The organism is Parafrankia soli (assembly GCF_001854695.1).
Taxonomy (GTDB): domain Bacteria; phylum Actinomycetota; class Actinomycetes; order Frankiales; family Frankiaceae; genus Parafrankia; species Parafrankia soli.
The window spans coordinates 1-25,971 of record NZ_MAXA01000212.1; the positions used below are offsets into that span (position 1 = coordinate 1).

Below are 25,971 nucleotides of genomic sequence, written 5' to 3' on the forward strand. Positions count from 1 at the left end.
TCGCAGGTACTACAAGACGATCCGACTTCCCACGCTCGTGCATCTCAGGCGTACCACCTTATGTTCCCTGAACGGCCCACCCGGTGATCGGCCGGGCGGGCGAGCGTGGGATCTCCCGGTTCTCGCGCATGGAGGTTCCGTACATGCCCTGGTTCTTTGACCGCGCAGGGTCCACCGACGACTCGCGATAGCGCCGCCAGTAGTGTGGCCTTCCGCCTCTTGTACAGCGTGGGCACCCCGGATGCTTCATTTCGCGGCTCCATAGCCCGGCCTGYACGTGCCCCTGTCAACGCTTCGCCACGCCCTCGCGGGACGTCGACGCATGACTCGGGGTCGCCGTGGGTCGCTAGCCCTTCGACGCAGAGCTCTTCCATCTCCTCCTCCATGCCGGTTTATCCCGGCGCTTTCACAGGATCAAGTGCTACGCGCTGGGCGAGYACGTGCCTGTGGAGGGGATCGTCCCGGCTGAGTTGGTGGACCTGCTGTACCGGGCCGACAGCAGGAAGCGGCAGCGGATCCTGCGCAGCGTGTACGAGTGCGGCGTGTACGAGTGCGGCGTGTACGAGTGCGGCGTGTTCCAGGCGCTGCGCGAGAAGCTGCGGTGCAAGGAGATCTGGGTGGTCGGAGCCGACCGGTGGCGCAACCCCGACGACGACCTGCCGAAGGACTTCGAGGCGAACCGGGCCGAGAACTACGCCAAGCTCCGCAAGCCGCTGGACTCGCAGGTGTTCATCGACCAGCTGCGCGCCGAGATGGACGCCGAGCTGTCGGCGCTGAACAGCGGCCTGGCGGGCAAGGGCCTGGCCTGGCTGAAGATCGCCGAGCGCCGCAACGCCGGGGCGATCCAGTTGACCCCGCTGGACGCCGTCCCCGAGCCGCGGAACCTGCGCCGCCTGAAGGCGGCGATCCGGGACCGGTGGGGCGTCGTGCCGCTGATGGACATGCTCACCGAGACCGCGCTGCGCACCGGCTGCCTGAGTGTGTTCACCCCGGCCGGGGCCCAGAACCACCTGGAGGCGGCGGTGCTGTTCGAGCGGCTGCTGCTGCTCATCTACGCCTACGGCACCGGCACCGGGATCCGCGCGGTCGCCGCCGGCGACCACCGGCACACCGAGGACGATCTGCGCTACGCCCGCCGCCGCTACCTGACCGTCGAGGGCTGCCGCGAGGCCGCCCGCCTCATCGCCAACGCCACCTTCACAGTCCGCCAGGCCGCCCTGTGGGGTGAGGGCACGACCGCGGTTGCCTCGGACTCCACCCACTTCTCGGCGTTCGACCAGAACATCTTCACCGAGTGGCACTCGCGCTACCGGCGCGCCAAGCGCGGCGTCCTCATCTACTGGACGGTGGAGACCGGCGGGTCCATGGCCGTGCACTCCCAGCTCATCTCGTGTTCGGCCTCAGAGGTCCACGCGATGGTCGAGGGCGCGATGCGGCACGGCACCGAGATGGAGATCGAGCAGAACTTCGTCGACTCCCATGGCGCCAGCTTCGTCGGGTTCGGCATCACCCGGCTCCTGGACTTCGACCTGATCGCCCGGTTCAAGCAGATCAACAAGATGAAGCTCTACCTGCCGGGGCGGGGCGAGGACTACTCCTACCCGCTGCTCGCACCGGCGCTGACCCGGCCGATCCGGTGGGACATCATCGCCAACAACTACGACCTGATGATGAAGTACGCCACCGCCATCCGGCTGCGCACCGCCTCCACCGAGGCCCTGCTGCGCCGGTTCACCTCGGAGACGACCCACCCGGCCTACGCCGCGATGCTGGAAGTCGGGCGCGCGCAGCGCACCATCTTCCTGGCCCGCTGGCTCCGCGACCGGGATCTTCAGCGGGAGACCGAGTCCGGGCTGAACGTGGTGGAGAACTACAACGGCGTGAACGACTACATCAAGTTCGGCAAGCGCGGCGAGTTGGCCTCCAACCGGCGGGAGGAGCAGGAGCTCGGGATGCTGTGCCTGCACATCCTCCAGTCCGCCCTCGGCCTCATCAACACCCTCATGATCCAGGACACCCTCGCCCTGCCCGAATGGGACGACGTCCTCACCGACGCCGACCGGCGCGGCCTCACCCCGCTGTTCCACACCAACATGACCCCCTACGGCGAGATCCAGCTCCGCACCGACCGGCGCCTGGACCTCACCGACCTCCCCACAGCGTKACGGCCCGGATATCCCGAAGCTACGGCGAGGGGCAAAGTAGCTGAGTGCGACGGTGGTTTTGTCTGCGAGAACTGACCGCGGATGTTCTCGAATTTTGACCGCACTTGCCGATCAGTTGCATGATCAATGTCGGTGAGAAGTGACCGCGCCCGGTGGAAGAGGCGAGCGGGTCTCGCATCGGTGTCGGAGGCCGAGCCCGCACTTGGGAGCCGGGAGATGACTGTGCGTCCGGAGCCTCGGCGAAGTGGGTCGCCTGTCGGCGGCTCAGACTACGTTTGCCGGGCGGATCTCCGGAATCCGCCGGGAGCCGACCCGTGTTCCCGTTTGAACGCGTGGGCGAAGGCGAACTCTGAGGTGTAGCCCACCTTCCTGGCCACTGTGGCCAACGGTGCGTCACCGTCGCGCAGTAGCCGGGCTGCGAGTGTCATCCGCCACCAGGTCAGGTACGCCTGCGGCGGCTGACCGACCAACGCGGCGAACCGTCGGGCGAAGGCCGCGCGGGACAGCCCGGCCTGGGAAGCCAGTTCCCCGACGGTCCATGGCCGGCCAGGGTCGCTGTGGATGGCCCGAAGCCCAGCGGCGACGGCGGGATCGCGCAGCGCTGCTGCCCAGCCGGTAGCGACACCGTGGGCGGGTTGTTCGTCGAACCAGGCGCGCAGGATGTGCAGCAGCAGCACGTCCAGCAGGGCGGGCAGCATGGCGTCGCCACCCGGCCGTGGCTGCTCCAGTTCACCGCCGAGCAGGTCAACGGCGGCCCGGAGCTCCGGGTGGTGTCCGACCCGGGCCGGGAGATGGATGACCTCCGGCAGGTCGCCGAGCAGCGGATGTGCCCGGGACCGGTCCAGCAGGTACGCGCCGCAGAGCATGACCGTCGCAGCGGCCGAACCGTCCGGGTGCTGGTCAGCTGGTACCCCGTCGTCGTCTTGGCCGGGTGGAATCTCGGCCAGTGACGCGGCGGCGTCCACCAGCGGGGTCGACAGGCTGTCGGCGAGGCCGTGGGCGGCCCCGTGGGGCAGAAATGCCACATCCCCCACGCCGAGGGCGATCGGTGCGCCGTCTGGTGGGAACAGCCAGCACGATCCCTGCAAGACGATGTGGAAGCCAGCCCCCGCGACCGGCGGGTTCCGCATGCCGAACGGCGCCGGCCGCCGTACCCGGCCGGAGTGCGGTTCGCCGGTGCGCATGGCGGTGACCGCATCGGAGAGCACGTCCATTCAGCCAGCGTATATCCCCGATCCGATGCGAAGACGGTCGCGCATGGGACGGAGACACTCACGTATTGGGCGTCTCGCCATGCCGCCATACGGTGAGTCACGGGCGAGCTGGTCAGCCGGCTCGCACGACATCACTCATCAACACTCATTGCTCGAACCAGGAGATCCACGTGAAGATCGCCGTCTACGGCGCAAGCGGCTACCAGGGAAAGCTCGTCCTCGCGGAACTGGCCCACCGTGACATCGACATGCTGCTCGTCGGCCGCAACGCCGCACGCCTGCGCGAGGCCGCGACGGCTGTGGGAACGGCTGTGGGAACAGTCGACGCCGGGCAGCGGGTAGCCGACACCGACGACCACGACCGCCTCGCGGCAGCCTTCCGCGGATGTGACGCGGTCATCAACTGCGCCGGACCGTTCACCAGCTCCGGCCCCGCCGTGGTCCGAGCGGCCATCGCCGCCGGCTGCCACTACGTCGACACCGCCGGCGAGCAGCTCTACACCAAAGCGGTCTTCGACACCTTCGCCGGCGAGGCGGAGCGCGCCGGGGTCACCGTCGTCCCCGCCACGAACGACGGCTGCGTCCCCGCGGACCTCATCGCGCACCTGCTCGCCGAGCGCGTCCAACCGATCGADGAGATCACCGTCAGCCACTTCATCGTCGGCGGGGGCGGGTTCTCCCGCGGCTCGCTCCGCTCGGCCGTCGAGACGATCGACGCGATCAAGGCGGGCGGCCTCAGCTACGACGACGGCGACTGGCGTACCGGCACCCCCGCCCGGCACGCCACGGTCACCCTGCCCGACGCCCCGCAACCGACCGACGTGGTGAAATGCCCCTTGTCAGAGGTGGTCACCATCCCCCGCCACATAGAGGTCCGGCACGTCGAGAGCCTCGTCGACGCCACGGTCGGCGCCCAACTGGGCACCCCGCTCACTCCACAGATCATCGACAGCCTGCCCGAAGGACCCACCGAAGAGGACCGCCGCACCCAACGGTTCACCTACCTCATCGACGCCGTCAGCCGCGACGGCCAATCAGCCCGCGGGATCGTACGGGGCCACGACACCTACGGCATCACCGCCGTGATCGCCGTCGAAGYCGCCCGCCGACTGGTCACCGACTGCGCCAAACCAGGCGTGCTCGCTCCGGCACAGGCATACGACCCGACCAGCTTCCTCACCTTCCTCGCCCCACACGGAATCAGCTGGACCATCACCGTCTCCAACACCCCAACCCCACAACAATGACACCCAGGTGCGCACGGCCGTCCACGGTCGTGCGCTCCACACCGACCACCCCCTTGATCAGCCAACCCGCACCAGCACGTCACTGCGGCCRGCGGATTTCACCCAACGTCCGAGATTCCGACCCCTGTGAGGCCGGATGCCGTCCACGTCCGGCACCCGCACTTCGGATCCGCGACCAGTGATAAGGAACTGTCTCAACGGCATTGAGGCAGTTCCTTGCTTCGATGGCAGGATGGCGGCGATCGAGCGAGATCGAGATACCGCTACGTAGCCCGATCAGAACTCGCTACGGGAGCCGGGCGACCGAGTGCGTTCAGCTCTCGCGAACACAAGCCTCCTGCGAAACGGCGTGCGGTCGGTTCACACGGAGAAACGCGGTCACAAGTGACGGACAGAACCAGCGCGACGGCCTGGAACTTCTACAGCTACGGGGAGCCGACTCAGAGCCGGTCAGGCGTTCGTGCGTGATAGGTGGTCGGGGAGGTCGGTGAGGCGTTCGATGCGGAGTACCGTCTCGTCTGCCGTCGGCGATGGTCCACCGGTGATGAAGTCGACGCCGCGGTCCAGCCAGATGCCGGTGAGCCCGGCGAGGGCGGCCGCGTTCACGTCGCTTTCCAGCATGTCGCCCACGTTGACCGCCTGCGCGGGGTCCGTCCGCATCCACCGGCAGGCGATGGCGTAGGCGACGGGCTTGGCCACACCGAGCTCGGTCGGGGTCAAGACGGCTTCGAAGTATTCCAGGAGGCCGAAGCGGGCGAGCTTGGCGCGCTGCTGCTCGGGGTCCCCGTTGGTGAGAACGGCCAGACGCGGTCCTCGGGGGAGCCGTTTCAGGGTCTCCAGGCAGAGCTGGACATCGGGATAGCACCGCCAGGACTCCTCGAACACGGTGAGGTAGCGGTCGGCGATCCAGGCGTCCAGAAGGCCGGGACTTTCCGGAACCGGCTCGCCGAGCATCGGCAGGAAGGAACGGAGCCTGCGTCGGTGGTGCTCAGCGAAGGAGCACTGACCGGCCAGGTAATTCCCGCATGTGGCGCCCCTCCAGCGTCCACCACAGCGTCACCAGCTCCTCCGGTGGAGCCGCCGCGTTCGGCGCGGCCTGGACGATCTGACCGATCGCTTCCAAGACCGCGCTTCGATGATCGACCAGGGTGCCGTCCAGATCGAAGAAAACCACATCCGCCATAGAGATGATCATCTCGTGGCGCTTGTCCCTGACGCCAGAGGAGTCGCRGCACCTTGGCGCCCGGTCTGGTGGACCACGCCACCTGAAGTGCTCAATCCGCCACCTGAAGTGCTCAGTCACAGCGCCCGCGTCGAGAGGGTGTCGGGATTAGATGGTTTCCCGACAGGCCGCCAACCCGGCCCCCGGCAGCCGAAAAACCGGACAGCAGTGGACGAAACACCACGCCGCGCGGCTGATTCCGGGCGCGGATTGACGACAGGATTTCCCGACAGCTAGAACGGGGGTCCGTCCTTCCCGAGGAGCACCCGGTGCGGATCGTCTACTCCCGCTCGTCCACCGCGCCCCAGTCGCTGCTGCGGCAGCGGCACATCCTCACCGAGGCCGGCCTGCTGGTACGGACCGGGGGCGTCGCCGAGGGGTTCCACCCGGCGACGGGCGTGCTGCTGTTCGAGGACCCGGCAACCACCTCCAAGATCCCCGCGCTGGAACGGCCCGCGTTCGCCCGGATCGCCGCCGCCGCGCACCCCGGCGACACCCTCACGGTGTCGGAGCTGTTCCGGCTCTGCCGCGACCTGGTCGACATCCACGCCGTACGCGACTGGTGCCAGGCCCGCGGCGTCGTGCTACGGGTCCTGTCGGGGCCGCTGTCGAACTTCCACGACCTGGCCGCCAATGACGCGACGACGGCACTGATCATCAACGTGATCATCGCGGTCGGGCAGTTCCAGCGCGACCTGCAAAACGAGCTGACCGCCGAGGGGATCGCCGCGGCCGAGGCCGAAGGCCGCTACCGCGGCCGGCCGCCCGCACTGACCGGCGCCCGGCTCGAGAAGGTGCGCTCGGAGTTCCGGGACCAGGGCACCTCGATCGCGGCCCTCGCGCGCACGCACGGGGTGAGCCGGGCCGCCGTGCGGACCGCGCTCGCCGAGCTGCTACCCAACCAGCCGGTCCCGCCCCCTCGGTCAGAATGATCGAAGGGGGCGAGGGCGGTCAGGCAGCGAACCGGGTGAACTCAATCCCGTGTACCTGGTGACACGAGTCTTACCGACACCCCACGTCCCTGCGTGAGGAGATGGCCGAGGCCCTGGCCGACCTTGATGAGGCCCTGCCGGAGCTGGACTGGGTGGAGATCAAGGAACGTAAGGCCGGGGCGATCAGGTTCACCGCGCCGGCGGCGTCCGAGGAGCCCCGCAACCTGCGCAGGGTCAAGAACGAGGTGGGCCGCCGATGGAACGCGGTGCCGCTGATCGACATGCTCAAGGAGGCCGTGCTGCGGACCGGCTGTCTGAAGGCGGTCACCTCCGTTGCGGGCAGCGGGCACCTGGCGCCCGAGGTGCTGGCTGAACGGCTGATGCTTGCGATCTACGCCTACGGCACCAACGCCGGTATCCGGTCGGTGGCCGGCGGCGCGCACGGCCACACCGAAGAGGAGATCCGCTACGTCCGGCGCCGCTACCTGACCGCGCAGGCGGCTCGGCAGATCGCCGTGGAGATCGCCAACGCCACCTTCGCCGCCCGCGATGTCGGGTTGTGGGGTGCGGGGTCGACCGCGGTGGCCTCGGACTCCACGCACTTCCGTTCCTGGGACCAGAACCTGTTCACCGAGTGGCACTCGCGCTACGGCGGCCGGGGGATCCTGGTGTACTGGCACGTCGAACGGGGCTCGGTGGTGGTGCACTCCCAGACACTGCGGGCCTCGGCCTCGGAGGTCGCGGCGATGGTCGAAGGCGCGATCCGCCACGGCACCACGATGCGCGTCGAAGGCAATTATGTGGACAGCCACGGCCAGTCGGAGATCGGGTTCGGCGTCACCCGGTTACTGAACGTCGACCTGCTGCCGCGGATCAAGCAGATCAACCGGGTCCGCCTGTACCGGCCGAACGCTGGCGAACCGGGCGCCTACCCGAACCTCCACGCCGCCCTGACCCGGCCGATCCGCTGGGACGTGATCGACGCCAACTACGACCAGGTCATCAAGTACGCCACCGCGATCCGCACCGGCACGGCCTCCACCGAGGCGATCCTGTCCCGCTTCACCCGGGCCGCCTCGCACCCGGCCTACCAGGCGATGCTGGAGATCGGCCGCGCCCAGCGCACCGTTTTCGTCGCCCGCTACCTGCGGGATCGTGACCTGCAGCGGGAGATCGAGGAGGGGTTGAACGTCGTCGAGTCGTGGAACGCSGCCAACGCGGTGATCTACTACGGCAAGGGCGGGGAGATCTCCACGAACCGCCGCGAGGAAGCGGAGATGGCGGCGCTGTGCCTGCGGATCCTTCAGGCCTCGTTGGTGTACGTCAACACGCTCATGCTCCAGGACGTCCTCGCTGAACCCGCATGGTCCGGGCTGCTCGCCCCTGCGGACCGGCGCGGGCTGACCCCGCTGTTCTGGGGTCATGTGCGTCCGTATGGCGAGGTCAAACTGGACTTGGCCTCACGGCTGCGGATCGCCGCCACCCTCAGCTGAGATCGCTACCGGTTGCGGTGCCAGAGCGTGCCGGGCCGGGTGTCGGCCGGGTCGGCAGCGCCGGGACCAGGGTGGGTGTGGGTCATGCGGTGCCGGTGGCGACGGGGCGGTGGTCGAGGCGCCATTCGAGCATGCCGTCGATCAGGCGCGCGGCGCGGCGGCCGTGGGCGGTGAGGAGGCGGACGGCGTCGTGGGCGAGGACGCAGTTGGTGCCGCGGCAGTAGGCGACGACGTTGGCGTTCTCGGGGAGTTCGGCCAGGCGTGCTGCGAGCTGGTCGAGGGGGAGGCTGAGCGCGCCGGGGATGTGGCCGGCGGTGTACTCCTCGGCGGGGCGGACATCGATGACGGTGGCGGTTCCGGCTTTGACGCGGTCGAGGAGTTCGTCGCGGGTGACCTCGTCGGTGTCGTCGGGGCCGAGGTAGGCGGTGCGGGCGTGGTCGGCGTCGGGCTGGTGGGTGTGTGCGACGTTCAGGAGCAGCCCGTAGAGCGCGGCGACGTCGTCGCCGGCGAGGCGGTAGTGGATCCGCACGCCGTCGCGGCGGGTAGTGACCAGTCCGGCCTGTTTGAGGGTCTGCAGGTGCGCGGATGCGGTGGTCAGGCCGAGTCCGGCGGCCTGGGCGAGGGCGTCGACGCTGCGTTCGCCCTGGGCGAGCACGTCGAGCAGCTCCAGGCGCTTGCCGTTGGAGAGGGCTTTGCCGGTGCGGGCGAGGGCGTCGTAGAGCGCGCTCTTGCGCTCGGCCTTGTGCTGCGGGTCTCCCATGAAGCATCCTCCAAATATCCATGGAATATTGTAATAGTGGGTCGGGGGGTCCGTGACCTCACCCTGCTGGTGTCTGGAGGACGCTGTGGGTTTCACCGACGATCACCTGATACCGCTGGTCGACGCGGGGCTGGGTAACAGCGCCTACCTGGTCGATCTGGGCGACGGCCGCGCGCTGGCGGTGGACGCCTCCCGCGACCTGCGCACCCTGCGTGCCGCGGCCGCGCGCCGCGGCCTGAGCGTGGCGTACGCAGCCGACACGCACCTGCACGCGGACTTCCTGTCCGGCGCACTGCAGCTGTCCGCCGACGACGGCGCGACTGTGCTCGCCTCTGCCGCCGGACAGCGGGCGTTCGCGCACACCGGCCTCGGTGACGGCGACGAGGTGGACCTGGGCGGACTAACCCTGCGCGCGCTGGCCACCCCGGGACACACCGACGAACACCTGTCCTTCCTGCTCCTCGACGGGACACGCGAGCTCGGGGTGTTCTCCGGCGGATCGCTCATCGTCGGCTCGGCCGCCCGCACCGACCTGCTGGGCGCGGACCGCGCGGAGGCACTGGCCCGCGCGCAGTACCGGTCGGTGCGCCGGATAGCGCAGCTGCCACAGGAGACGGCGCTGTGGCCCACCCACGGGGCCGGGTCGTTCTGCTCGGCACCTCCCGGCGCGGAACGGACCAGCACCGTCGGTGCGCAGAAGCAGACGAACAACCTGCTCGCGGCCGCCGACGAGGACGCTTTCGTCGCCACGCTGCTCGGTTCGCTCGGCTCGTACCCGGCGTACTTCGACCGCCTCGCCGAGATCAACCGCCGTGGCCCCACGCTCCTGGACGCCACCCTGTCCGTGCCTGCGCTGAGCCCCCTCGACGTGCGGCGGCTCGTCGAGGCAGGCGCGCAGGTCGTGGACGTACGGCCGGCAGTGGACTTCGCTTCAGGCCACATCCCCGGCGCGCTGTCGAACCCGCTGCGCGAGCAGTTCGCGACCTGGCTGGGCTGGCTGGTCCCCGACGACGCGCCGCTGGTGTTCGTCGCCGATCCGGGCCAGGATCTGGCCGACGTCGCCTGGCAGGCCGCGAAGATCGGATACGAGCGGATCGCTGGGCACCTGGCGGGCGCTATGGACGCCTGGCGCGCCGACGGCGGCCCGCAGATCACCCTCGGGTTCCTCACCGCCGCGGCCATCTGCGACCGGCCGGTGCTGGATGTGCGGCAGGACGCGGAGTTCACCGCCGGGCACCTGCCCGGCGCGCTGCACACCGAACTCGGCTCCCTGCAAGGGGTGGCGGATGCCGCGCCGGACGGGGCGGTGGTGATGTGCGGCCACGGCGAACGGGCGATGACCGCCGCCAGCATGCTGGCCCGCGCCGGACGCACCGGGCTCGCGGTGCTCGCCGGCGGGCCGGACGACTGGACCCGCGTCACCGGCCGGGCGCTGAAGGAAGGCGCATGAGCACCCCCACCACCGACGCGGTGCCCGCAGAGCCCACCATGCGGCTCGGGCTGCGCGAGAACCTCCCGCAGTTCGCGCTGCTCGTCACCGTCAACGCGCTCGTCGGCGGCATGCTCGGCCAAGAACGCACCGTGCTCCCGCTGCTCGCCCGCGACGAGTTCGGCCTCGCCGGCAACACATTCATGCTCACCTACATCCTCGCGTTCGGGGCGACCAAGGCCGTCACGAACTTCTTCGCCGGGACCTGGTCCGACCGCTACGGCCGCAAACCCGTCCTGACCGCCGGATGGCTGATCGCCCTGCCCGTCCCCGCCCTGCTCGCGTGGGGCCCGTCGTGGGGCGCGATCGTGTTCGCCAACGTGCTGCTCGGGGTCAACCAGGGCCTGACCTGGTCCACCACCGTCATCATGAAGATCGACCTGGTCGGCCCATCCCGGCGCGGCCTGGCCATGGGCTTCAACGAAGCGGCCGGATACGTCGCCCTCGCCGCGACCGCGATGGCCACCGGCGCGATCGCCGCCCACGCCGGCCTGCGACCCGAACCGTTCCTCCTCGGCGCCGCGTACGCCGCCCTCGGCCTGGGGCTCTCGGTCCTGGTCGTGCGTGAGACCCGCGGCCACGCCCGTGCCGAAGCAGCACGCCACCCCGCCCCCGCCAACCCCGAGCACCACGGCGATCTGACCACCGGGCAGATCGCCCGGCGCACCAGCCTGACCGACAAGGCGCTGTCGTCGGCGAGCTGGGCGGGCATGGTCAACAACCTCAACGACGCCCTGGCCTGGGGTGTCTTCCCGCTGCTGTTCGCCGCCCACGGCCTCACCGTCACCGAGATCGCCGTGCTTGCGGCGGTGTACCCGGCAGTCTGGGGCGCCGGCCAGATGCTGACAGGATGGTGGTCCGACCACATCGGCCGCAAACACCTCATCACCGCAGGCATGCTCCTCCAGGCCGCCGCTATCGCCCTGGTCGCCGCCGGAACGTCGGTCAGCGTGTGGGCCGTCGCCCAAGTCCTGCTCGGCGCGGGCACCGCGCTGGTCTACCCGACACTGCTCGCGGTGATCGGCGACGTCGCCCACCCCGCCTGGCGCGCCCGCGCGGTCGGCGTCTACCGACTGTGGCGCGACGGCGGATTCGCCGTCGGCGCGCTGCTCGCCGGAGCCGTCGCCGACCTGTTCAGCGTCCAGGCCGCAATCTGGACCGTCTCCGCGCTCACCGCCGCCGCCGGACTCGTCGTCGCGGTCCGCATGTACGAGACACACCCGCACACATGACTCCGGTGGACTGCCCCCCGCTGCGGCGGCCCACCCCTGCCACCGGTCAGCCCGGTCAGCGGCCAGCGCGTCGCGTGCCTGCTCCCAGCCCTCGCCGTGCCTACTCCAAGTCCGAGTGGACGAGGGCGACGGTGGTGCGGCCCGGGGCCGTTAGATCCACGGTCGGATCCGGAGCTCAGCGAGGGTGCCGCCTGGACCAGGCGCGGGCAATGCCGGGCGCGGCGAGCACCGCGAGGCCGGCCAGGGGCAGGACGACGTCAGTCCACGGGTCGCGGACCGGTTTGAACACCGCGCCAGCAGCGGTGATCTCGATGAAGCCCTGCGGGCGGGTGTCCGCCCCACCACCCCCACCGCCGCCCTGCCCGGCATGACTCGCGTGCAGGCCGCGCCCGGCCCCGCCACCGAAACCGAACGCGATCCGCGCCACCGGAACCACGGTGACCTTCTCGCGCACGACCGGCTCCCCGAACACCGCCGTCACCGACGCGCGTGCACCGATCCGGTCCACCACCCGCTCCAGCAGCGCCGCCGCCGCGTCGGCCGAATCCCGCACCGGGGCGTGCCGTTCGCCGTGTCTGTCGGAGGCGGTCATCGCACTTCCCCGTCTTCCGCGTGTGGGCGCACGGCGGTACCGAGAATGTGAGCGGCCGCAGGCAACGGGACGCGCGTGGCCGGGAACGCGAAGCGGTCCAGCGCGGTGACGTCGAACCCCGCGCCGCGGATCGCGGCCTCGGTGACGCGGCCGGTGTGGCAGCCCCCGCACAGCAGCGGCCACACCGTCGCGTCTACGGCCTTCTGCACCCGGCGCATCCGCGCGCTGTCTGCCCGCACATGCTCGAAGAACCGCAACTGCCCGCCCGGGCGCAGTACCCGGAACGCCTCCCCCAGCGCCGCGTCAGGAGCGCGGACCGAGCACAGCGTCATGCAGAACACCACCRCGTCGAACGCCCCGTCCTCGAAGGGGAGGCGCCCAGCCAAACCGTCGACCACCTCGACCGGGACCGCCGCCGTGACGGCCGCCTCGACCGCCAGCATCCGCAGCTTCGGCTCCGGTTCGACCGCCACCACCCGCGCTACATCCGACGGGTAGTACTGAAAGTTCGGCCCGTGCCCCGCACCGACCTCCAGCACCTGCCCCGTCAACCCCTCCAGCAGGCGCCTGCGGTGCTCGCCCGCCCCCGCCCGGTCCAGCCCAGGGCCGGCCACCCGCGCATAGAACCGCGCGAACACCGGCCTGCGCACCGCTCTCTCAATCCTTGGCATCGCCGCCACCACGCTTCCCCGCGGCCGTTCGACCGCTATCCTCATCAAGGAGGTAATACATAGTGAAGTCACTTCACGATATCGAGGCGGAGCCGACGAACGCCAGCGCGTCCCTGAACCGGCTGTTCGAACTGGCCGAAGTCCTCGGAACGCTGATGGAGCACGGCATCGAAGCCCACGGCCTCACCCTCGCCCGCGCCAGGCTGCTATGGGTGCTGCTGCACGACGGACCCATGACCCAGCGCGCCCTCGCCGACGCGCTCGACGTCACCCCCCGCAACGTCACCGGCCTGCTCGACGCCCTCCAAGCCGACGGCTACATCCACCGCGCCCCGCACCCCACCGACCGCCGCGCCACCCTGGTCCACCTCACCGACCACGGCCGCACCGCCGTCACCAGGCTGCGGGCAGGACGCGACGACATGGCCGCCGCGCTGTTCGCCGGCATCCCTGCCGCACACCTGAACGGCTTCACCGCCACCGTCGTCACCGTCACCGCGCGTCTGCGCACCGCTCCTGTACCGGATGCGACGAGCAGACCCGCTGACACCGGCCGGCCGCACCCGACGCAACAGCCGCAGTAAATCCCGGATTTACTGCGGCAGATGGGAGCTCGGGATGGACCGTCACCTCGGTGCGATACCCCAAGACACCGGCGCGGTCCCGCTCGCCCCGGTGCCCGCGACGTACGCCGCAGCGGTCGACCGCTACCTCACCAGCGCGGGCATTGCAGCGAGTTCGGCGCGCGTGTACCGGGTCTCCCTCACCACATGGTGCTGGCCGCTCGCCGGACAACACCCGCCCCCCCCCGGGCGGGCCCGGCGCGGCGCGCGCCCGCCGGCACTCGACCTGGCCGACCTCGACGATCCCGCCCTGCCCGAGCGCTTGGCGGCCGCGTACGCGGCGCGGGTGTCCGAGGTCGACGCGGACACCGTCAACCGCGAACTCGCCGTCGTACGCGCCGCGGTGGCATGGTGGCGCGGACAAGGCTGGATCGACAGCGATCCGACATTAGGCCTGGAGCGCAGACCCGCGCCGTACGACCGCACCCGCGCCCTGCCCCGCCAGCAGGTCGAGCGGCTGTTCCAGCTGGAGGCGCCGCTGCGCGAAAAGACACTGTGGCGGCTGCTGTACGAATCCGCTGCACGCGCCGAAGAGGTCCTGTGCCTGAACATCGAGGACCTCGACCTCCCGGGGTCGCCGTAGTACTCGGGAAATATCGGGCGGATATGGGGTGAGTAGGCTCCCGGCCAGGGGATCTTCGGGTTCTGGCGGGAGGATGCTGGGTGGTCGCTCCGGTGCTCGCGGACGAGGAGCTGGAGGGGCTGCGCCGGTTCCCGGAGATCGGCCGGGAGGAGCTGTTCCGGTTCTTCACGTTGACCCCCGCGGATCTGGCGTTCCTCGATCCCGGTCGGGGTCGGGGTCGGGGTCCAGCGGACCGGCTGGGGCTTGCGGTTGCCTTGTGCACGTTGCCGTGGCTGGGGTTTGTGCCGGACGAGGTGGCGTCGGCGCCGCGGGCGGCGGTGGTGCGGCTGGCTGAGCGGTTGGGCGTCGACCCGGACGTGATCGGTTCGTACGGGCGGCGGGCCAAGACGCGCACGGATCATCTGCGGCTGGCGGCGCGGTATCTGGGGTGGCGGGTGCCGACGGCGCTGGAGCTGAAGGAGCTGGACGAGTTTCTGTTGGCGCGGGCTATGGAGCACGATTCGCCGACGTTGCTGTTCCGGCTGGCCTGTGAGTACCTGATCTCGGCGAAGGTGATCCGGCCGGGGCCGGTGACGGTGGTGAAACGGGTCGCGCACGCCCGGGAGGTCGCGGGGCAGGAGACGTTCGACCGGCTGGCGCACGAGTTCACCGACGAGCGCTGTGCTGGGCTGGACAGGCTGCTGGTGACTGACCCGGCGATCGGGATGACCTGGCTTCGGTGGTTGGGCACGGGGCCTGTGGAGGCCTCGCCTGCGGCGGTGAAGGCCGAGATCGCGAAGCTGATGTTCCTGCGCGGGATGGATGCGCACACCCTCGACTTGTCGGTGCTGCCGGCCGAGCGGCGCAGGTTCCTGGCCGCGGTGGGCCGCCGGCTGACGGCCCAGGCGTTACAGCGCCGCGAGCCGCAGCGTCGGTACCCAATTCTGCTGACCTTGGTGGCGCAGTCGGCGACCGACGTGCTGGACGAGGTCGTGCAGTTGTTCGACCAGGCCGTCTCGGCGCGGGAAAGCAAGGCTGCGCACCGGATGCGTGACGAGTTGGCCGAGCGCGGCAAGGCCGGCGAGGAACGCCAGGCGCTCCTGGACGCGGTCCTGGCGATCGTCGCCGACCCTGCGATCCCGGACGAGGACGTCGGCGGCCTGATCCGCGGGGAGAAGGTCAGGTGGGAGCGGCTGCGAGCCGCGCAGGCCGCCGCGCTGCCACCGCTGCCGCGCGACCATGGGCATCTCGCGGCGCTGGACGGCTCTTACGGGTACCTGCGGCAGTTCACCCCGCAGGTGTTGGACGCGGTGACTTTCGCCGGCGGCACCGCCGCGACCGACCTGCTCACAGCGGTGGACATCCTGCGGGAGCTGAACACCACCGGCGCCCGCAAGGTCCCGCAGGACGCCCCGACCAGCTTCGTCCCGGCCCGCTGGCGCGGCTACCTGGACACCGCGGCAAAGACGGACAACGTCACCGCATACCGCCACTACTGGGAACTGTGCACGTTGCTGGCGTTACGCGACGGGCTGCGCACCGGGGACGTGTTCGTGCCCGGCTCGCGCCGCTACTCCGACCCTGCCGCCTACCTGCTCACCCCCGAGAAGTGGGCCGATCACCGGGTCGAGTTCTGCCGGCTGGCCGGCAAACCCGCCGACGCCGCCAGGGGGCTCGCGGAGGTCGAGGACGAGCTGCACACGGCGCTGGGCGAACTGGAGCAGACACTCGCCGCAGGCGACGGACCGGTCCGCCTGGACGCCGACGGCGACCTGGTGATCTCCCCGCTGTCCGCGGAGGACATCCCGGCCGAGGCGGTGGCGCTCAAGGCCGAGCTGACCGAGATGCTGCCGTTCGCGCCGATCGTGTCGCTGCTGATCGAGATGGACAAGCGCACCGGGTTCCTGGACTGCTTCACCCACGCGGGCGGCAAGCAGACCCGCACTGCGGAGCTGAAGCGGAACCTGATCGCGGTACTGATCGCGCATGCCACCAACCTCGGRCTGACCCGCATGGCGGACGCCTGCGGCATCTCCTACGACGTCCTGGCCTGGACCGCCGAGTGGTACGTCCGGGAGGAGACGCTGCGCGCAGCGAACCTGGCCCTCATCGGCTACCACCAGAAGCTGCCACTGACCCCGATCTTCGGTACGGGCACGCTGTCCTCCAGCGACGGGCAGCGGTTCCCCACCCGCGGCAAGTCCGTCACCGCCAGGGCATTGAGCAGGTACTTCGCCCACGAGGGCCTGTCGACATACACACACGTGACCGATCAGCACACCACCTACGGCACGAAGGTCATCGTCGCGACCAAGCGCGAGGCGCACTACGTGCTGGACGAGATCCTCGGCAATGYCACCGACATCCCGATCGTCGAGCACGCGACCGACACCCACGGGGTCACGTTGGTCAACTTCGGCCTGTTCGACCTGCTGGGGTTGCAGCTCTCACCCCGCATCCGGGACCTGGGGAAGATCACCCTCTGTCGGACCGGACCGAAGACCGAGGTGAGCGCGGCGTACCCGCTCGCGGGGCCCCTGCTGACCCGCCGCTGCAACCTCGACCTGGTCGCCGGGCATTGGGATGACCTGCTGCGCCTGGCCGGGTCGCTGAAGTTCGGGCACGCCACTGCGTCGCTGCTGGTCAGCAAGCTCTCGGCGTCCGGCCGGCAGAACGCGCTCGCGGCAGCGCTCAAGGAGTATGGGGCGTTGCGGCGCACGATCTACGCCGCTCGGTACCTGTCCGACCCGGCGTACCGGCGCAAGATCTCCCGCCAGCTCAACAAGGGTGAGTCGCTGCACGCGCTGAAGCGGGACCTGCTTTATGCGCATGAGGGCACGGTGCGTGCCCGTCACCTCGAGCAGCAGACCGAGCAGGCATGGTGCCTGACCCTGGCCACCAACGCCGTGGTGACGTGGACAACCGAGTACTACGGGCTCGCGGTCGACTCGATGCGCGGGGCCGGCCGGCGCATAGACGACGAGGTGCTCGCGCACATCTCCCCCGCGCACAGCGAAAACATCAACTTCTTCGGCGCGATCGAGGTGGACATCGAGGGCGAGCTCGCGCAGCTCGGGCCAACCGGGTACCGACCGCTACGCGTCCGCGACACCCTGTTCTGACTGGTCAGAGCGGCACTGGCTGGGGCCGAGCCATGGGTGTCGACCGCACCGGCCTGGTCGCCGTCGGCTGGAAACACCCGCCAGTGCCAGGCGGCAGACAACCGGTCGGCAKGCACGCGCTCTTCCTCGATGTGAAGATCGCCGTCCACGGCGAGGACGAGAACGACCAAGGCTGCCTCGGCACCGCATGCACGCCGTCGCCCCTCGTCGCGTTCAGCGACTCGGGTCTACGGGCTGTAGCCCGGGCGATGCGGCAGATTGGACGTGCCGCGCAGGGTGTAGCGAACATGGTGGTCACCCGGGCCAGGGTCCAGTGCTGGTCGGCCCGGCCGGGCCCTTTCCTGTTCCTCCCGGACCCCGAGACCCATCTGTTGCAGGTTCCTAATACCTCGGTCTCGCAGGCCATATGCTGGGCCTCGCCAAGGTGAGGCTACGCGACGTCCCAGTGGTGGTAGTTGGTGTCCCACCGCCACGAGAGGCCCACACCGCGGCGCCGAGGCAGATGGCTCCGAACAGGACGGGGACCGTTCTTGGGTTCACGCTTGCTGCTGGGCGCGAACGGTTTCACGGTCCGGGCTGGTCGCCGACGGTGCGGTGCGGGGCCAGGTCCAGGCGTACCGCACGATGAGGGCGAGTAGGATCAGTTCCAGTACGATGCCAAGGCCGTAGAAGTACAGCCAGGACTCGCCCACCGCGTTGAATGCCGTGACGGGAACGTAGAGCGAGGCCACGATGAGGTTCGTGATGCGGGTCGCCCGGGCGGGCAGCGTCATCGACAGCACGACCATGAGGATCGGGATGGCCACTAGGGTCAGCGCCGTGGTCGAAAAGGTCTGGGAGAGGTCGAACTCGAAGACCCTGCCGTCGAGGATGTCTTCGATGACGCCGGGCGTGAAGAAGTTGAGAATGTCCACGTAGGCGTACAGGAACATGAAGCTGGTCCACGCCGCGGCGAGCTTGGCTCTCACCGGGATCGGCTGGTCTTCCAGTGTGGTGGTGGGTTGACGCGTTCTCATCATGGGCTCCGTCGTTGGTGAGGATCGGTACGTCCACGATCGCTGAGCCCGGCGGCGGGCACACCGGCCCGGAGGCCGGAGTTCGCCTGGCCGATGAGATGGTCTCTCTCGTGCTTTCGGCTGATCCGCCGCTGCCGCGCTGTCCCTACACTGGACAGAAGGTGACGAAGGCGCTGCGCTCGTTGTGGGCCTCGGTCGCCCCCGGCCGGGACCAGTCGTCGTGCATGTACGTCAGGTTCGGTTCAGTGCCCCACCCGGCCGGTGTCGTAGGCCCACATCGCGATCTCGACCCTGTTCCGGGCGCCGATCTTGGTCAGCAGGCTCGCGACGTGGGTCTTGGCGGTCGTCAAGCTGATGAACAGCTCGGCGGCGATCTCCGCGTTCGTGCGGCCGACAGCGACCAGTTTCAGCACCTCCTCCTCGCGTTGGGTGAGCGGCTCGATCGGTTGGGTACGGCGTTTCGATGAGGCCCCCGCGGCAAGGGTCGCTAGCAGCCTGCGGGTGATGTTCGGCGCGATCAGGGCATCGCCGACGGCGGCGGCATGGACAGCCTGCACCAGCAACTCTGGCCCGGCATCCTTGAGGAGAAATCCTCGGGCTCCGGCCCGAAGCGCGCCGTGGACGTACTCGTCCAGGTCGAACGTCGTGATCACCACAACCGCGATGGGGTCCGCGACGCCCCGCCCTGCGAGGAGCTCGGTCACCTCGATGCCGTCCAGCCCGGGCATCCGAATGTCGACCAGGCACACGTCGGGGCGGAGCCGATGCGCCAGCTCGACGGCGGCCTTGCCGTCGGCGGCTTGGCCGACGACCTCGATGTCGGGCTGGGCGTCAAGGATCATCGACAGGCCGGTGCGCACCAGATCCTGGTCGTCTGCCACCAGCACGCGCGTCGTCATAGGGGCAACTCCATCGGCAGCTCGGCGTCGACCGCCCACCCGCCCTCGGGCGTCGGCCCAGCGCGTAGCGTGCCGCCGAGCAGCTGCACGCGCTCGGTCATCCCCAGCAGCCCGAAACCGTGGGTCGCTGGCCGCGCCGGGTCGATCTGGCCGTCGTCGGTCACGCGGAGCCGCAGCCTTCCTGCGCCCTCGACGACCCTGATCTCCACACGCGAGGCGTTTCGGGCGTGCCGCAGCGCGTTGGTCAGCGCCTCCTGCGCCATCCGGTACACGGCGGCGTCGACCTGGGGCCGAAGTCCGGCCAGATCACCCRCCAACTCCACGTCGACGACGGGGTCCGGTTCGCGGCGGGCGAGGAACACCAGGTCGGCGACGCCGGGCTGGGGACCGTACTCCGCCGGCGCTCCGTCACGCAGCACCCGGACCATCGCTCGCATCTCCGCCAGCGTCCGCGACGCTTCCCCCTCGATGATCGCAAGCGCCTCGAGCGCCGCTTCAGGTCGCTTCGCGGCCATCGTCATGCCAGCCTGCGCTTGCAGAGTGATCGCCGAGACGTGGTGGGCGACCGAGTCGTGCAGCTCGCGCGCGAGGCCGACGCGCTCCTGGCTGCGGACCTGGTCGAGCGCCCGGCGCCGACTCTCGGCGCGGTAGCGGAACGCCGCTCCGCCCGCTGCCGCCGCCGCCAGGACCGCCAACCCGCCGAAGAGCTCGGCTGGCCCGGTGTAGTCGGTCGCAAAGCTGAACACCGCGGCGACCGCAACCACCAGCAGCCCAATCACGATCTGACGCCCTGAGCCCCAGCGGACCAGCGAATAGACGAGCACCAGGATGTAGATCATCGTGTTTAGGCCCACGCCTGGGGTCCCGCCCAGCCAGCTCGCCAGTCCTAACGCCATCCCGGTGCCGAAGCCCACCACGACGCAGACCAACGGGTGAGTACGCCGCCATAGCAGCACCGGCGCAAGTCCGACCGTCACGATCGTCACGACCGGCCGCCAGGTGACGTCCTCTCGGAGGGTTCCTTCGAGCAACGCCGCCACCATCACCACGCCGACCAGCACCCGGTCGAGCCACACCCGTTCGGGCGTGTCCGCGGCGCGGGGCTCGTCCCAGAGCGAGCGCAGGCCGGTAGTGAACACACACCCAGCCTAGAGACAGCCCAGGCGTCGGAGACCCACCGAAAGAACGAGACGCCGCTCCCCCCAATGGCAGAGGCGGGTCCGGCCTCGACGCCGATGTGCCGGAAGGCCGGTCGCGGCGAGGCTTCCGGTCATGATCACTGTTGACCACCTGGCCAAGAGCTATCGCGGCGTGACCGCCGTCAACGACGTCTCGTTCACCGCCCGACCGGGCCGCGTGACTGGCTTCCTCGGCCCCAACGGGGCCGGCAAGTCGACAACCATGCGGATCGTGGTCGGCCTGAGCCCGGCCACCTCCGGCCACGTGGAGGTCCTCGGCGCCCGGTACGCCGACCTGCCAAACCCGGGCCTCGCCACCTTGGCGGACTCGACCTCGGGCCGTCAAAAATTTTGACAGCAACACCGGTTTTTCGTTCCGTTCCTACCGGGACCCCGAACAAACGCGCCCGCACCATCGCCAAAGGCGGCGCGACCGAATGGATCCACTGGCAGTCCGGCACCGCCCAACTACTCCCGCGCCTCATCGCCGGTCGCACCCGCGGACCGCTGTTCCTGACCGACCGCAAGGCCCCGTCGCGCACCCCAACGCTCGACACCTGCCCAACCACCGGCCGCGCCCGACTGTCGTACCGACGAGCCGCCGAACTGTTCGAGTACCAAACCCGCGCCATCACCAGCCCCAACGGCCAGGCACGCGGGTTCACGCTCCACCAACTCCGGCACGCCGCGCTGACCCACGACGCCGAATCCGGAACCTCGACCCCCATGCTGCTCGCCCGCTCCCGACACTCCACCGCCCGATCCCTGGAGCGCTACGCCCGCCCCGGCGTGGACGCCGTTGCCTCGCACGTCGCCCACCTCGACCCCGCCACGCGGCGAAGAGCACCAGGACCGTCCTGATTTGGGGCTGGTGACACCGCGGTTAATGGCACCCCGCCTTCCCCGGCGAGCCCACCAGACACGAGACGCTGCTCGGCGAGGTGGAGCTGACCGCGCCGGCGGAAACGGTGAACGCCGTGGTGACCGAGGTCCGCAAAACCCACAAACGGTTCGGCGCCGTGCCACTGGAGAACGGGGTGTACCGCCTCGTCGCACCCGCCGAAGGGGTCACCGAGGACCGCACCCCACCCACCCTGGACGAGCTCAAGCAGCAGATGCGCAAGCTCGCCGGCACCGACTTCGGCGCGCACTCACCACGCTGGCTCTCCGCTTCGGTGACGCCACCCGGCAGGCCGAACGCTACCGGACCAGCCGGGTCCTGCTCGCCGGCGACGCGGCACACATCCACCCGCCGGCCGGCGGGCAGGGACTCAACCTCGGCGTCCAGGACGCGTTCAACCTCGGCTGGAAACTCGCCGCCGAGATCACCGGCTGGGCACCAGCGGGCCTGCTGGACAGCTACCACACCGAACGGCACCCGGTAGCCGCCGACGTCCTGAACAACACCCGCGCGCAGATGGAACTGATGTCCCTCGAACCCGGCCCCCAGGCAGTGCGCCGACTCCTGACCGAACTGATGGACTTCGACGACGTCAACCGGCACCTCACCGAAAAGATCATCGCGATCGGGATCCGCTACGACCTTGGCGAGGGCCATCACCTGCTCGGCCGGCGGATGCGCGACATCGCACTGAAACACGACCGCCTCTACGCGCTGATGCACCGCGGCCGCGGACTGCTCCTCGACCAGACCGGCCAACTCTCCGTCACCGGCTGGGCGGACCGGGTCGACCACGTCGTCGACGTCAGCGAGGAACTGGACGTCCCCGCCGCGCTCCTACGCCCAGACGGACACATCGCCTGGGTCGGCGAAAACCAGCAGGATCTGCTCAGCCACCTACCCGCCTGGTTCGGCGCCGCCACCACCTGAACGCGCCCCCGGTGGCCGGCCGGCGCCACTACAGCGCCTGACCCGAGGTCAGCCGAGGTTCCGCCGATACCGCACAAGCCTGTCCCTGGAGGAGCCGTCCGGCTCCCAACCCAGCTGCGAGTAGAAACGGACCGCGCGGGTGTTCGCCTCCAGCACCCACAACATCGCGGACATGTAACCGGCCGCGTGCAACCCGCGGACCGCCGCGGCCATCAGGTGACGCCCCACCCCCTGCCGCCAGGCCGCCGGTAGAACATAGAACCCGGTGATCTCCCCGACCCCGACCGCGTCCGGGTCGTCGTCCTCAGCGGGACGCAGGTCCACGAAACCGACAATGGCACCCGCATCGTCCGCGACCAGGACACCACGCCCCGGCCAACTCGTCTGCCGCACCGTCGCGGTCCACCGGGACACCCGGTGAGCCGGCCGCAACCCGTCGAGCAGCGGCTGCGGCAACAACCCCCGATACCCGGCCTGCGAGGACAGCACATGCACCCGCGCGATCCCCTCGGCATCGGCAACACCAGCCTGACGGACCTGCACATCACGATCATCCCACCGTGACGTCCGCTGACCAACACGGATCAACAGCGCGAACCGCCGTACCCCGCCAACATCGCGTGCCGTCCTCAGCGGTGAGGGTGCTGGCCGGTCGGACGGATGACGATCTCGCTGATGTCGACAGCGTCGGGTTGGTCGAGGGCGAACAGGACAGCGCGGGCGACGTCCTCCACATCGAGCGCCGGGTCGGTGACACGGTCGGGTGATCTTTCGCCGGTGTCGACCAGGCCAGGCTGAACGAGGGTGACGCGGACACCGGTGTGGGTGGCCTCGGCGCGGATCGACTGGGCGAGGGYGGTCACAGCCCACTTCGTCGCCGAGTACAGCTGGCCGGGGACGGCGACACGGCCAGCCACCGATCCGGTGAGGACCAGGTGCCCACGGGAGCGGGCGAGAGTGGGCAGGGTGGCGCGGGCGACGAGAGCGGTGCCGTAGACGTTCGTCAGCACCATCTCGCGCCACTGCTCCGGGGAGCCGGTGGCGTGCAGGAACGAGGTGGGAGTGAACACCCCGGCGTTGGCGAACACCGCGTCGAGCCGGCCGAACGCATCCTCGGCGCAGGCGGGGAGGGCGGCGACCTGAGCCCAGTCCTGCACGTCACAGGGCGCCACCACGGCCTTGGCTGGGCCGCCGAGGTCCGCGGCGAGAGCGCGCAACGCGGAGCGGGACCGGGCGGCCAGCACGAGCGACCAGCCCATACCCGCGGCCAGGCGTGCGGTCGCAGCGCCAATGCCGGAAGAGGCGCCGGTGATCAGGAGAACGGGTGCGGTCATGCCGACACATCGTGCCCGCTAGGTTTCCCGCATGCAGGAGCCCTCGCCGCGCCCCCGACACTGCGCCTGACGCAGGCCGGCACCGTCGGCTCGGGAGATCTCCCCGCCGGTAACGCGCCCGCCGCCCGCGGCAACGGACGGTTCATCATGGTCGCCGTGGCCCTACCCGATCCGCTGCGCGGCGACTGCGGGAACTGCTTCGGCCTGTGCTGCGTGGCACCGGCCTTCGCCGCCTCCGCGGACTTCGCCATCGACAAGAAGGCCGGGCAGCCCTGCCCCAACCTGCAGAAGGACAACCGCTGCGGCGTCCACGGCCAGCTACGCGACCGCGGCTTCACCGGATGCGCCGTCTTCGACTGCCTCGGTGCGGGACAACACGTCAGCCAGGTCACCTTCGACGGACAGGACTGGCGGCACACCCCCCGCCTCGCCCGACAGATGTTCGCGGTCTTCCCCGTCATGCGCCAACTGCACGAACTGCTCTGGTACCTGACCGCCGCACTCGACCTCGGGCCGGCCCAGCCGATACACCCCGAACTGGCCGCCGCCCGCGACCAGACCCGACGGCTCACCCACGCCACCCCAGAGCAACTCACCGCACTGGACATCACCCGCCACCGCCATGACGTCAACCTGCTCCTGCAACAGGCAAGCGACCTGGCACGCGCACGGGCGGGCCGGCGCCGGCCGCAGTACCGCGGCGCTGACCTCACCGGCGCCAACCTGCGACGCACCGACCTGAACGGGGCCAACCTGCGCGGAGCACGACTCATCGGCGCCGACCTGCGCAACGCAGACCTGACCACAGCCGATGTGACCGGCGCCGACCTACGCGCCGCGAACCTGCGCGGCACACGCCTCGCCGACACCCTCTTCCTGACCCAGACACAGCTCGACTCCGCGCACGGCAACCTCGACACCACCATCCCCGCAACGCTGAGCCGGCCCCGCCACTGGCACACCAAGCCTCCTCCGGTAGCGGATGCGGTCTGATTCGTCTCCACGTCACCGTCGACCACACCTGGTTCGCAGCCCTGCAACAGGTCGACCCCACGGGGGGACCACCTCCCGGGACGCACAACTTCTTCCGTGGCGCCCCGCTCGCCCGGCGGGACGCGGCCACCCGGGCCGCCATCCACTCCCTGCGGGCCACCCTCGACACCGCAGCGGCGACCGCGGCGTGGGACACGGCCGTGCACGCGCCCCGCTGGCAGGGAACGCCGGTATGGATCCACGGCGACCTTCTCCCCGGGAATCTGCTCACCCGGGGCGGCCGGCTGCATGCCGTCATCGACTTCGGCGGCCTGGGCGTGGGAGATCCGGCCTGCGACGTAATGGCCGCCTGGACGCTGCTGTCCACCGAAAGCCGCGAGGCGTTCCGGAGCACGATCGGAGCCGATGACGCGACCTGGGCACGGGGCCGTGGCTGGGCGCTGTCCTTCGGACTCATCGCCCTGCCCTACTACCAGGACAGCAACCCCACACTCGCCCACATCGCCCGGCACACCATCGACGAGGCCATCACCGATCCATCCCGGCCGCCACCCACCGGCACCGCGCCGACGCCGGCGAAACCTGGACCCACTACGCCCCGGGCGAGCACAGTCGATGACCAGGAACTTCCTCGCTACCGTCACATCACATGATCACCGATCCTGTTTCGGTACCGTCCCGTGACCACGTCGTGGACGCGCTCATCGGCCTGCTGGCAGGCACATGCCCGGACCGGGTGCTACGTGTTGCGATCGACGGCCCGGACGCCGCCGGCAAGACGACCCTGGCGGACGAGCTCGCCGGCACGCTCGCTGACCGGGGCCGGCCCGTCATCCGCGCCAGCGTCGACGGCTTCCACCAGCCCCAGGCCGTGCGCCGCCGCCGCGGGTCGCTGTCCCCGGAGGGTTACTTCCTCGACGCGTTCGACTACCCCGCTCTACGGCGTCTCCTGATCGACCCGCTCAGCCCAGACGGCGACCGGCGCTATCGCACGGCGGCGTTCGACCATCGCAGCGACTCCCCGCTCGACAGCCCCACCCGCGAGGCAGCCGGCAACGCGGTGCTCATCGTCGATGGCGTCTTCCTCCTCCGCCACGAACTACTCGGCTGTTGGGACCTCGCCGTGTTCCTCCAGATCAGCCCCGCCGAATCGCTGCGCCGCGCGCTGCGCCGCGACGTCGCCCTGTTCGGCTCACCCGACGCGGTCCGCGAACGCTACAAGGCGCGCTACCTGCCCGGCCAAAAGCTCTACCAGGCCTCCGCCGCGCCCCGGGACCACGCCGACGTGCTGATCGACCACGAACGTCCAGAAACTCCCCGCGTTCTGCGCTGGCCCGGGTGACGAGGCCCCTGATCCGAGCGTCGGTGAGCACGCTGCCGTCCGGCCCAGATCGCC

Annotated in this window: 27 protein-coding genes and 1 pseudogene; 17 read left to right on the forward strand and 11 right to left on the reverse strand. The window is 70.1% G+C overall.

Annotation, left to right across the window (positions count from 1 at the left end; all coding sequences use genetic code 11):
* The first annotated feature begins 446 nt into the window (after positions 1–446).
* Positions 447–2,240, forward strand: a complete 1,794-nt coding sequence (locus BBK14_RS15985) for a Tn3 family transposase (protein WP_198541312.1) — start codon at positions 447–449, stop codon at positions 2,238–2,240.
* Positions 2,241–2,434: 194 nt separating this feature from the next.
* Here BBK14_RS15985 and BBK14_RS15990 read toward each other — a convergent pair whose 3' ends face one another.
* Positions 2,435–3,379 (reverse strand): AraC family transcriptional regulator, encoded by a 945-nt coding sequence (locus tag BBK14_RS15990; protein ID WP_071063329.1) that lies wholly within the window; start codon positions 3,377–3,379, stop codon positions 2,435–2,437.
* 170 nt (positions 3,380–3,549) lie between these two features.
* Here BBK14_RS15990 and BBK14_RS15995 point away from each other — a divergent pair, with 170 nt between their 5' ends.
* Positions 3,550–4,626, forward strand: a complete 1,077-nt coding sequence (locus BBK14_RS15995; RefSeq protein ID WP_071063331.1) for a saccharopine dehydrogenase family protein — start codon at positions 3,550–3,552, stop codon at positions 4,624–4,626.
* 450 nt (positions 4,627–5,076) lie between these two features.
* On the opposite strand, the gene BBK14_RS16000 is transcribed toward BBK14_RS15995, so the two are convergent.
* Positions 5,077–5,580: an HAD family hydrolase gene (locus BBK14_RS16000; protein WP_071063333.1), complete on the reverse strand. Its 504-nt coding sequence runs from the start codon at positions 5,578–5,580 to the stop codon at positions 5,077–5,079.
* A gap of 34 nt (positions 5,581–5,614) precedes the next feature.
* Positions 5,615–5,809: an HAD family hydrolase gene (locus BBK14_RS16005; protein WP_157904283.1), complete on the reverse strand. Its 195-nt coding sequence runs from the start codon at positions 5,807–5,809 to the stop codon at positions 5,615–5,617.
* Positions 5,810–6,117: 308 nt separating this feature from the next.
* Between BBK14_RS16005 and BBK14_RS35400 the strand changes: the two genes are divergently transcribed.
* Positions 6,118–6,780 (forward strand): recombinase family protein, encoded by a 663-nt coding sequence (locus BBK14_RS35400; RefSeq protein ID WP_157904284.1) that lies wholly within the window; start codon positions 6,118–6,120, stop codon positions 6,778–6,780.
* 101 nt (positions 6,781–6,881) lie between these two features.
* Positions 6,882–8,273 carry a Tn3 family transposase gene (locus tag BBK14_RS16015; protein ID WP_116430089.1) on the forward strand — a complete coding sequence of 464 codons (1,392 nt, stop codon included), beginning with the start codon at positions 6,882–6,884 and terminating at the stop codon, positions 8,271–8,273.
* A gap of 82 nt (positions 8,274–8,355) precedes the next feature.
* Here the strand turns inward: BBK14_RS16015 and BBK14_RS16020 are convergent, their stop codons facing one another.
* Positions 8,356–9,033, reverse strand: a complete 678-nt coding sequence (locus BBK14_RS16020) for an ArsR/SmtB family transcription factor (RefSeq protein ID WP_071063338.1) — start codon at positions 9,031–9,033, stop codon at positions 8,356–8,358.
* An 85-nt stretch (positions 9,034–9,118) separates the two neighbouring features.
* On the opposite strand from BBK14_RS16020, the gene BBK14_RS16025 reads away from it, so the two are divergent.
* Positions 9,119–10,483 (forward strand): MBL fold metallo-hydrolase, encoded by a 1,365-nt coding sequence (locus BBK14_RS16025; RefSeq protein ID WP_071063340.1) that lies wholly within the window; start codon positions 9,119–9,121, stop codon positions 10,481–10,483.
* A complete protein-coding gene (locus BBK14_RS16030) occupies positions 10,480–11,754 on the forward strand; it encodes an MFS transporter (protein WP_071063342.1) in 1,275 nt (424 codons plus the stop codon). Before BBK14_RS16025 ends, BBK14_RS16030 begins: the two co-directional genes overlap by 4 nt.
* 175 nt (positions 11,755–11,929) lie before the next feature.
* On the opposite strand, the gene BBK14_RS16035 is transcribed toward BBK14_RS16030, so the two are convergent.
* A complete protein-coding gene (locus BBK14_RS16035) occupies positions 11,930–12,346 on the reverse strand; it encodes a spore germination protein GerW family protein (protein WP_071063344.1) in 417 nt (138 codons plus the stop codon).
* Positions 12,343–13,017: a class I SAM-dependent methyltransferase gene (locus tag BBK14_RS16040; protein WP_071063452.1), complete on the reverse strand. Its 675-nt coding sequence runs from the start codon at positions 13,015–13,017 to the stop codon at positions 12,343–12,345. The genes BBK14_RS16035 and BBK14_RS16040 overlap by 4 nt, the downstream gene beginning before the upstream one ends.
* A 62-nt stretch (positions 13,018–13,079) precedes the next feature.
* On the opposite strand from BBK14_RS16040, the gene BBK14_RS16045 reads away from it, so the two are divergent.
* The 3 genes from BBK14_RS16045 to BBK14_RS16055 all read left to right on the forward strand — a co-directional run bounded on the left by BBK14_RS16045 (position 13,080) and on the right by BBK14_RS16055 (position 17,324).
* Positions 13,080–13,601 carry a MarR family winged helix-turn-helix transcriptional regulator gene (locus tag BBK14_RS16045; protein ID WP_083390997.1) on the forward strand — a complete coding sequence of 174 codons (522 nt, stop codon included), beginning with the start codon at positions 13,080–13,082 and terminating at the stop codon, positions 13,599–13,601.
* A gap of 34 nt (positions 13,602–13,635) precedes the next feature.
* A complete protein-coding gene (locus BBK14_RS38955; protein ID WP_071063346.1) occupies positions 13,636–14,223 on the forward strand; it encodes a site-specific integrase in 588 nt (195 codons plus the stop codon).
* Between the two features lie 80 nt (positions 14,224–14,303).
* Complete coding sequence (locus BBK14_RS16055; protein WP_071063348.1) at positions 14,304–17,324, forward strand: Tn3 family transposase; 3,021 nt, start codon at positions 14,304–14,306, stop codon at positions 17,322–17,324.
* 536 nt (positions 17,325–17,860) lie between these two features.
* On the opposite strand, the gene BBK14_RS16065 is transcribed toward BBK14_RS16055, so the two are convergent.
* The 3 genes from BBK14_RS16065 to BBK14_RS16075 all read right to left on the reverse strand — a co-directional run bounded on the left by BBK14_RS16065 (position 17,861) and on the right by BBK14_RS16075 (position 20,378).
* A complete protein-coding gene (locus BBK14_RS16065; RefSeq protein WP_241831530.1) occupies positions 17,861–18,343 on the reverse strand; it encodes a DUF6326 family protein in 483 nt (160 codons plus the stop codon).
* A gap of 239 nt (positions 18,344–18,582) precedes the next feature.
* The gene (locus tag BBK14_RS16070) at positions 18,583–19,239 is read right to left on the reverse strand and encodes a response regulator (RefSeq protein ID WP_071050472.1); all 657 of its coding nucleotides are present in this window, start codon (positions 19,237–19,239) and stop codon (positions 18,583–18,585) included.
* Positions 19,236–20,378 carry a sensor histidine kinase gene (locus BBK14_RS16075; RefSeq protein ID WP_071063353.1) on the reverse strand — a complete coding sequence of 381 codons (1,143 nt, stop codon included), beginning with the start codon at positions 20,376–20,378 and terminating at the stop codon, positions 19,236–19,238. Before BBK14_RS16075 ends, BBK14_RS16070 begins: the two co-directional genes overlap by 4 nt.
* Before the next feature lie 133 nt (positions 20,379–20,511).
* Here BBK14_RS16075 and BBK14_RS16080 point away from each other — a divergent pair, with 133 nt between their 5' ends.
* The 4 genes and pseudogenes from BBK14_RS16080 to BBK14_RS42870 all read left to right on the forward strand — a co-directional run bounded on the left by BBK14_RS16080 (position 20,512) and on the right by BBK14_RS42870 (position 22,248).
* Entirely contained in the window at positions 20,512–20,772 is a 261-nt protein-coding gene (locus tag BBK14_RS16080) for an ATP-binding cassette domain-containing protein (protein WP_071063355.1), read from the forward strand.
* Positions 20,769–21,278, forward strand: coding sequence for a site-specific integrase (locus BBK14_RS16085; RefSeq protein ID WP_198541313.1), 510 nt, complete (start codon positions 20,769–20,771; stop codon positions 21,276–21,278). The genes BBK14_RS16080 and BBK14_RS16085 overlap by 4 nt, the downstream gene beginning before the upstream one ends.
* 25 nt (positions 21,279–21,303) lie before the next feature.
* A pseudogene (locus tag BBK14_RS42865) lies at positions 21,304–21,762 on the forward strand (FAD-dependent monooxygenase); the annotation flags it as partial.
* An 81-nt stretch (positions 21,763–21,843) separates the two neighbouring features.
* Complete coding sequence (locus tag BBK14_RS42870) at positions 21,844–22,248, forward strand: aromatic-ring hydroxylase C-terminal domain-containing protein (RefSeq protein WP_241831556.1); 405 nt, start codon at positions 21,844–21,846, stop codon at positions 22,246–22,248.
* Between the two features lie 48 nt (positions 22,249–22,296).
* Here BBK14_RS42870 and BBK14_RS16095 read toward each other — a convergent pair whose 3' ends face one another.
* Positions 22,297–22,641 carry a GNAT family N-acetyltransferase gene (locus BBK14_RS16095; protein ID WP_241831534.1) on the reverse strand — a complete coding sequence of 115 codons (345 nt, stop codon included), beginning with the start codon at positions 22,639–22,641 and terminating at the stop codon, positions 22,297–22,299.
* Positions 22,642–22,665: 24 nt separating this feature from the next.
* Between BBK14_RS16095 and BBK14_RS40185 the strand changes: the two genes are divergently transcribed.
* Positions 22,666–22,812, forward strand: coding sequence for a hypothetical protein (locus BBK14_RS40185; RefSeq protein WP_241831535.1), 147 nt, complete (start codon positions 22,666–22,668; stop codon positions 22,810–22,812).
* A gap of 65 nt (positions 22,813–22,877) precedes the next feature.
* Here the strand turns inward: BBK14_RS40185 and BBK14_RS16100 are convergent, their stop codons facing one another.
* Positions 22,878–23,582 (reverse strand): SDR family oxidoreductase, encoded by a 705-nt coding sequence (locus BBK14_RS16100; RefSeq protein WP_071063358.1) that lies wholly within the window; start codon positions 23,580–23,582, stop codon positions 22,878–22,880.
* Positions 23,583–23,729: 147 nt separating this feature from the next.
* On the opposite strand from BBK14_RS16100, the gene BBK14_RS41340 reads away from it, so the two are divergent.
* From BBK14_RS41340 to BBK14_RS16115, 3 genes are read left to right on the forward strand one after another with little or no spacing between them, the layout of a single operon-like run.
* Positions 23,730–24,575 (forward strand): pentapeptide repeat-containing protein, encoded by an 846-nt coding sequence (locus BBK14_RS41340; RefSeq protein WP_071063361.1) that lies wholly within the window; start codon positions 23,730–23,732, stop codon positions 24,573–24,575.
* A 41-nt stretch (positions 24,576–24,616) separates the two neighbouring features.
* On the forward strand, positions 24,617–25,228 hold the full coding sequence (locus BBK14_RS16110) for a phosphotransferase (protein WP_241831555.1): 612 nt from the start codon (positions 24,617–24,619) through the stop codon (positions 25,226–25,228).
* Entirely contained in the window at positions 25,225–25,917 is a 693-nt protein-coding gene (locus BBK14_RS16115; RefSeq protein ID WP_071063363.1) for a nucleoside/nucleotide kinase family protein, read from the forward strand. The genes BBK14_RS16110 and BBK14_RS16115 overlap by 4 nt, the downstream gene beginning before the upstream one ends.
* Positions 25,918–25,971: the final 54 nt, after the last annotated feature.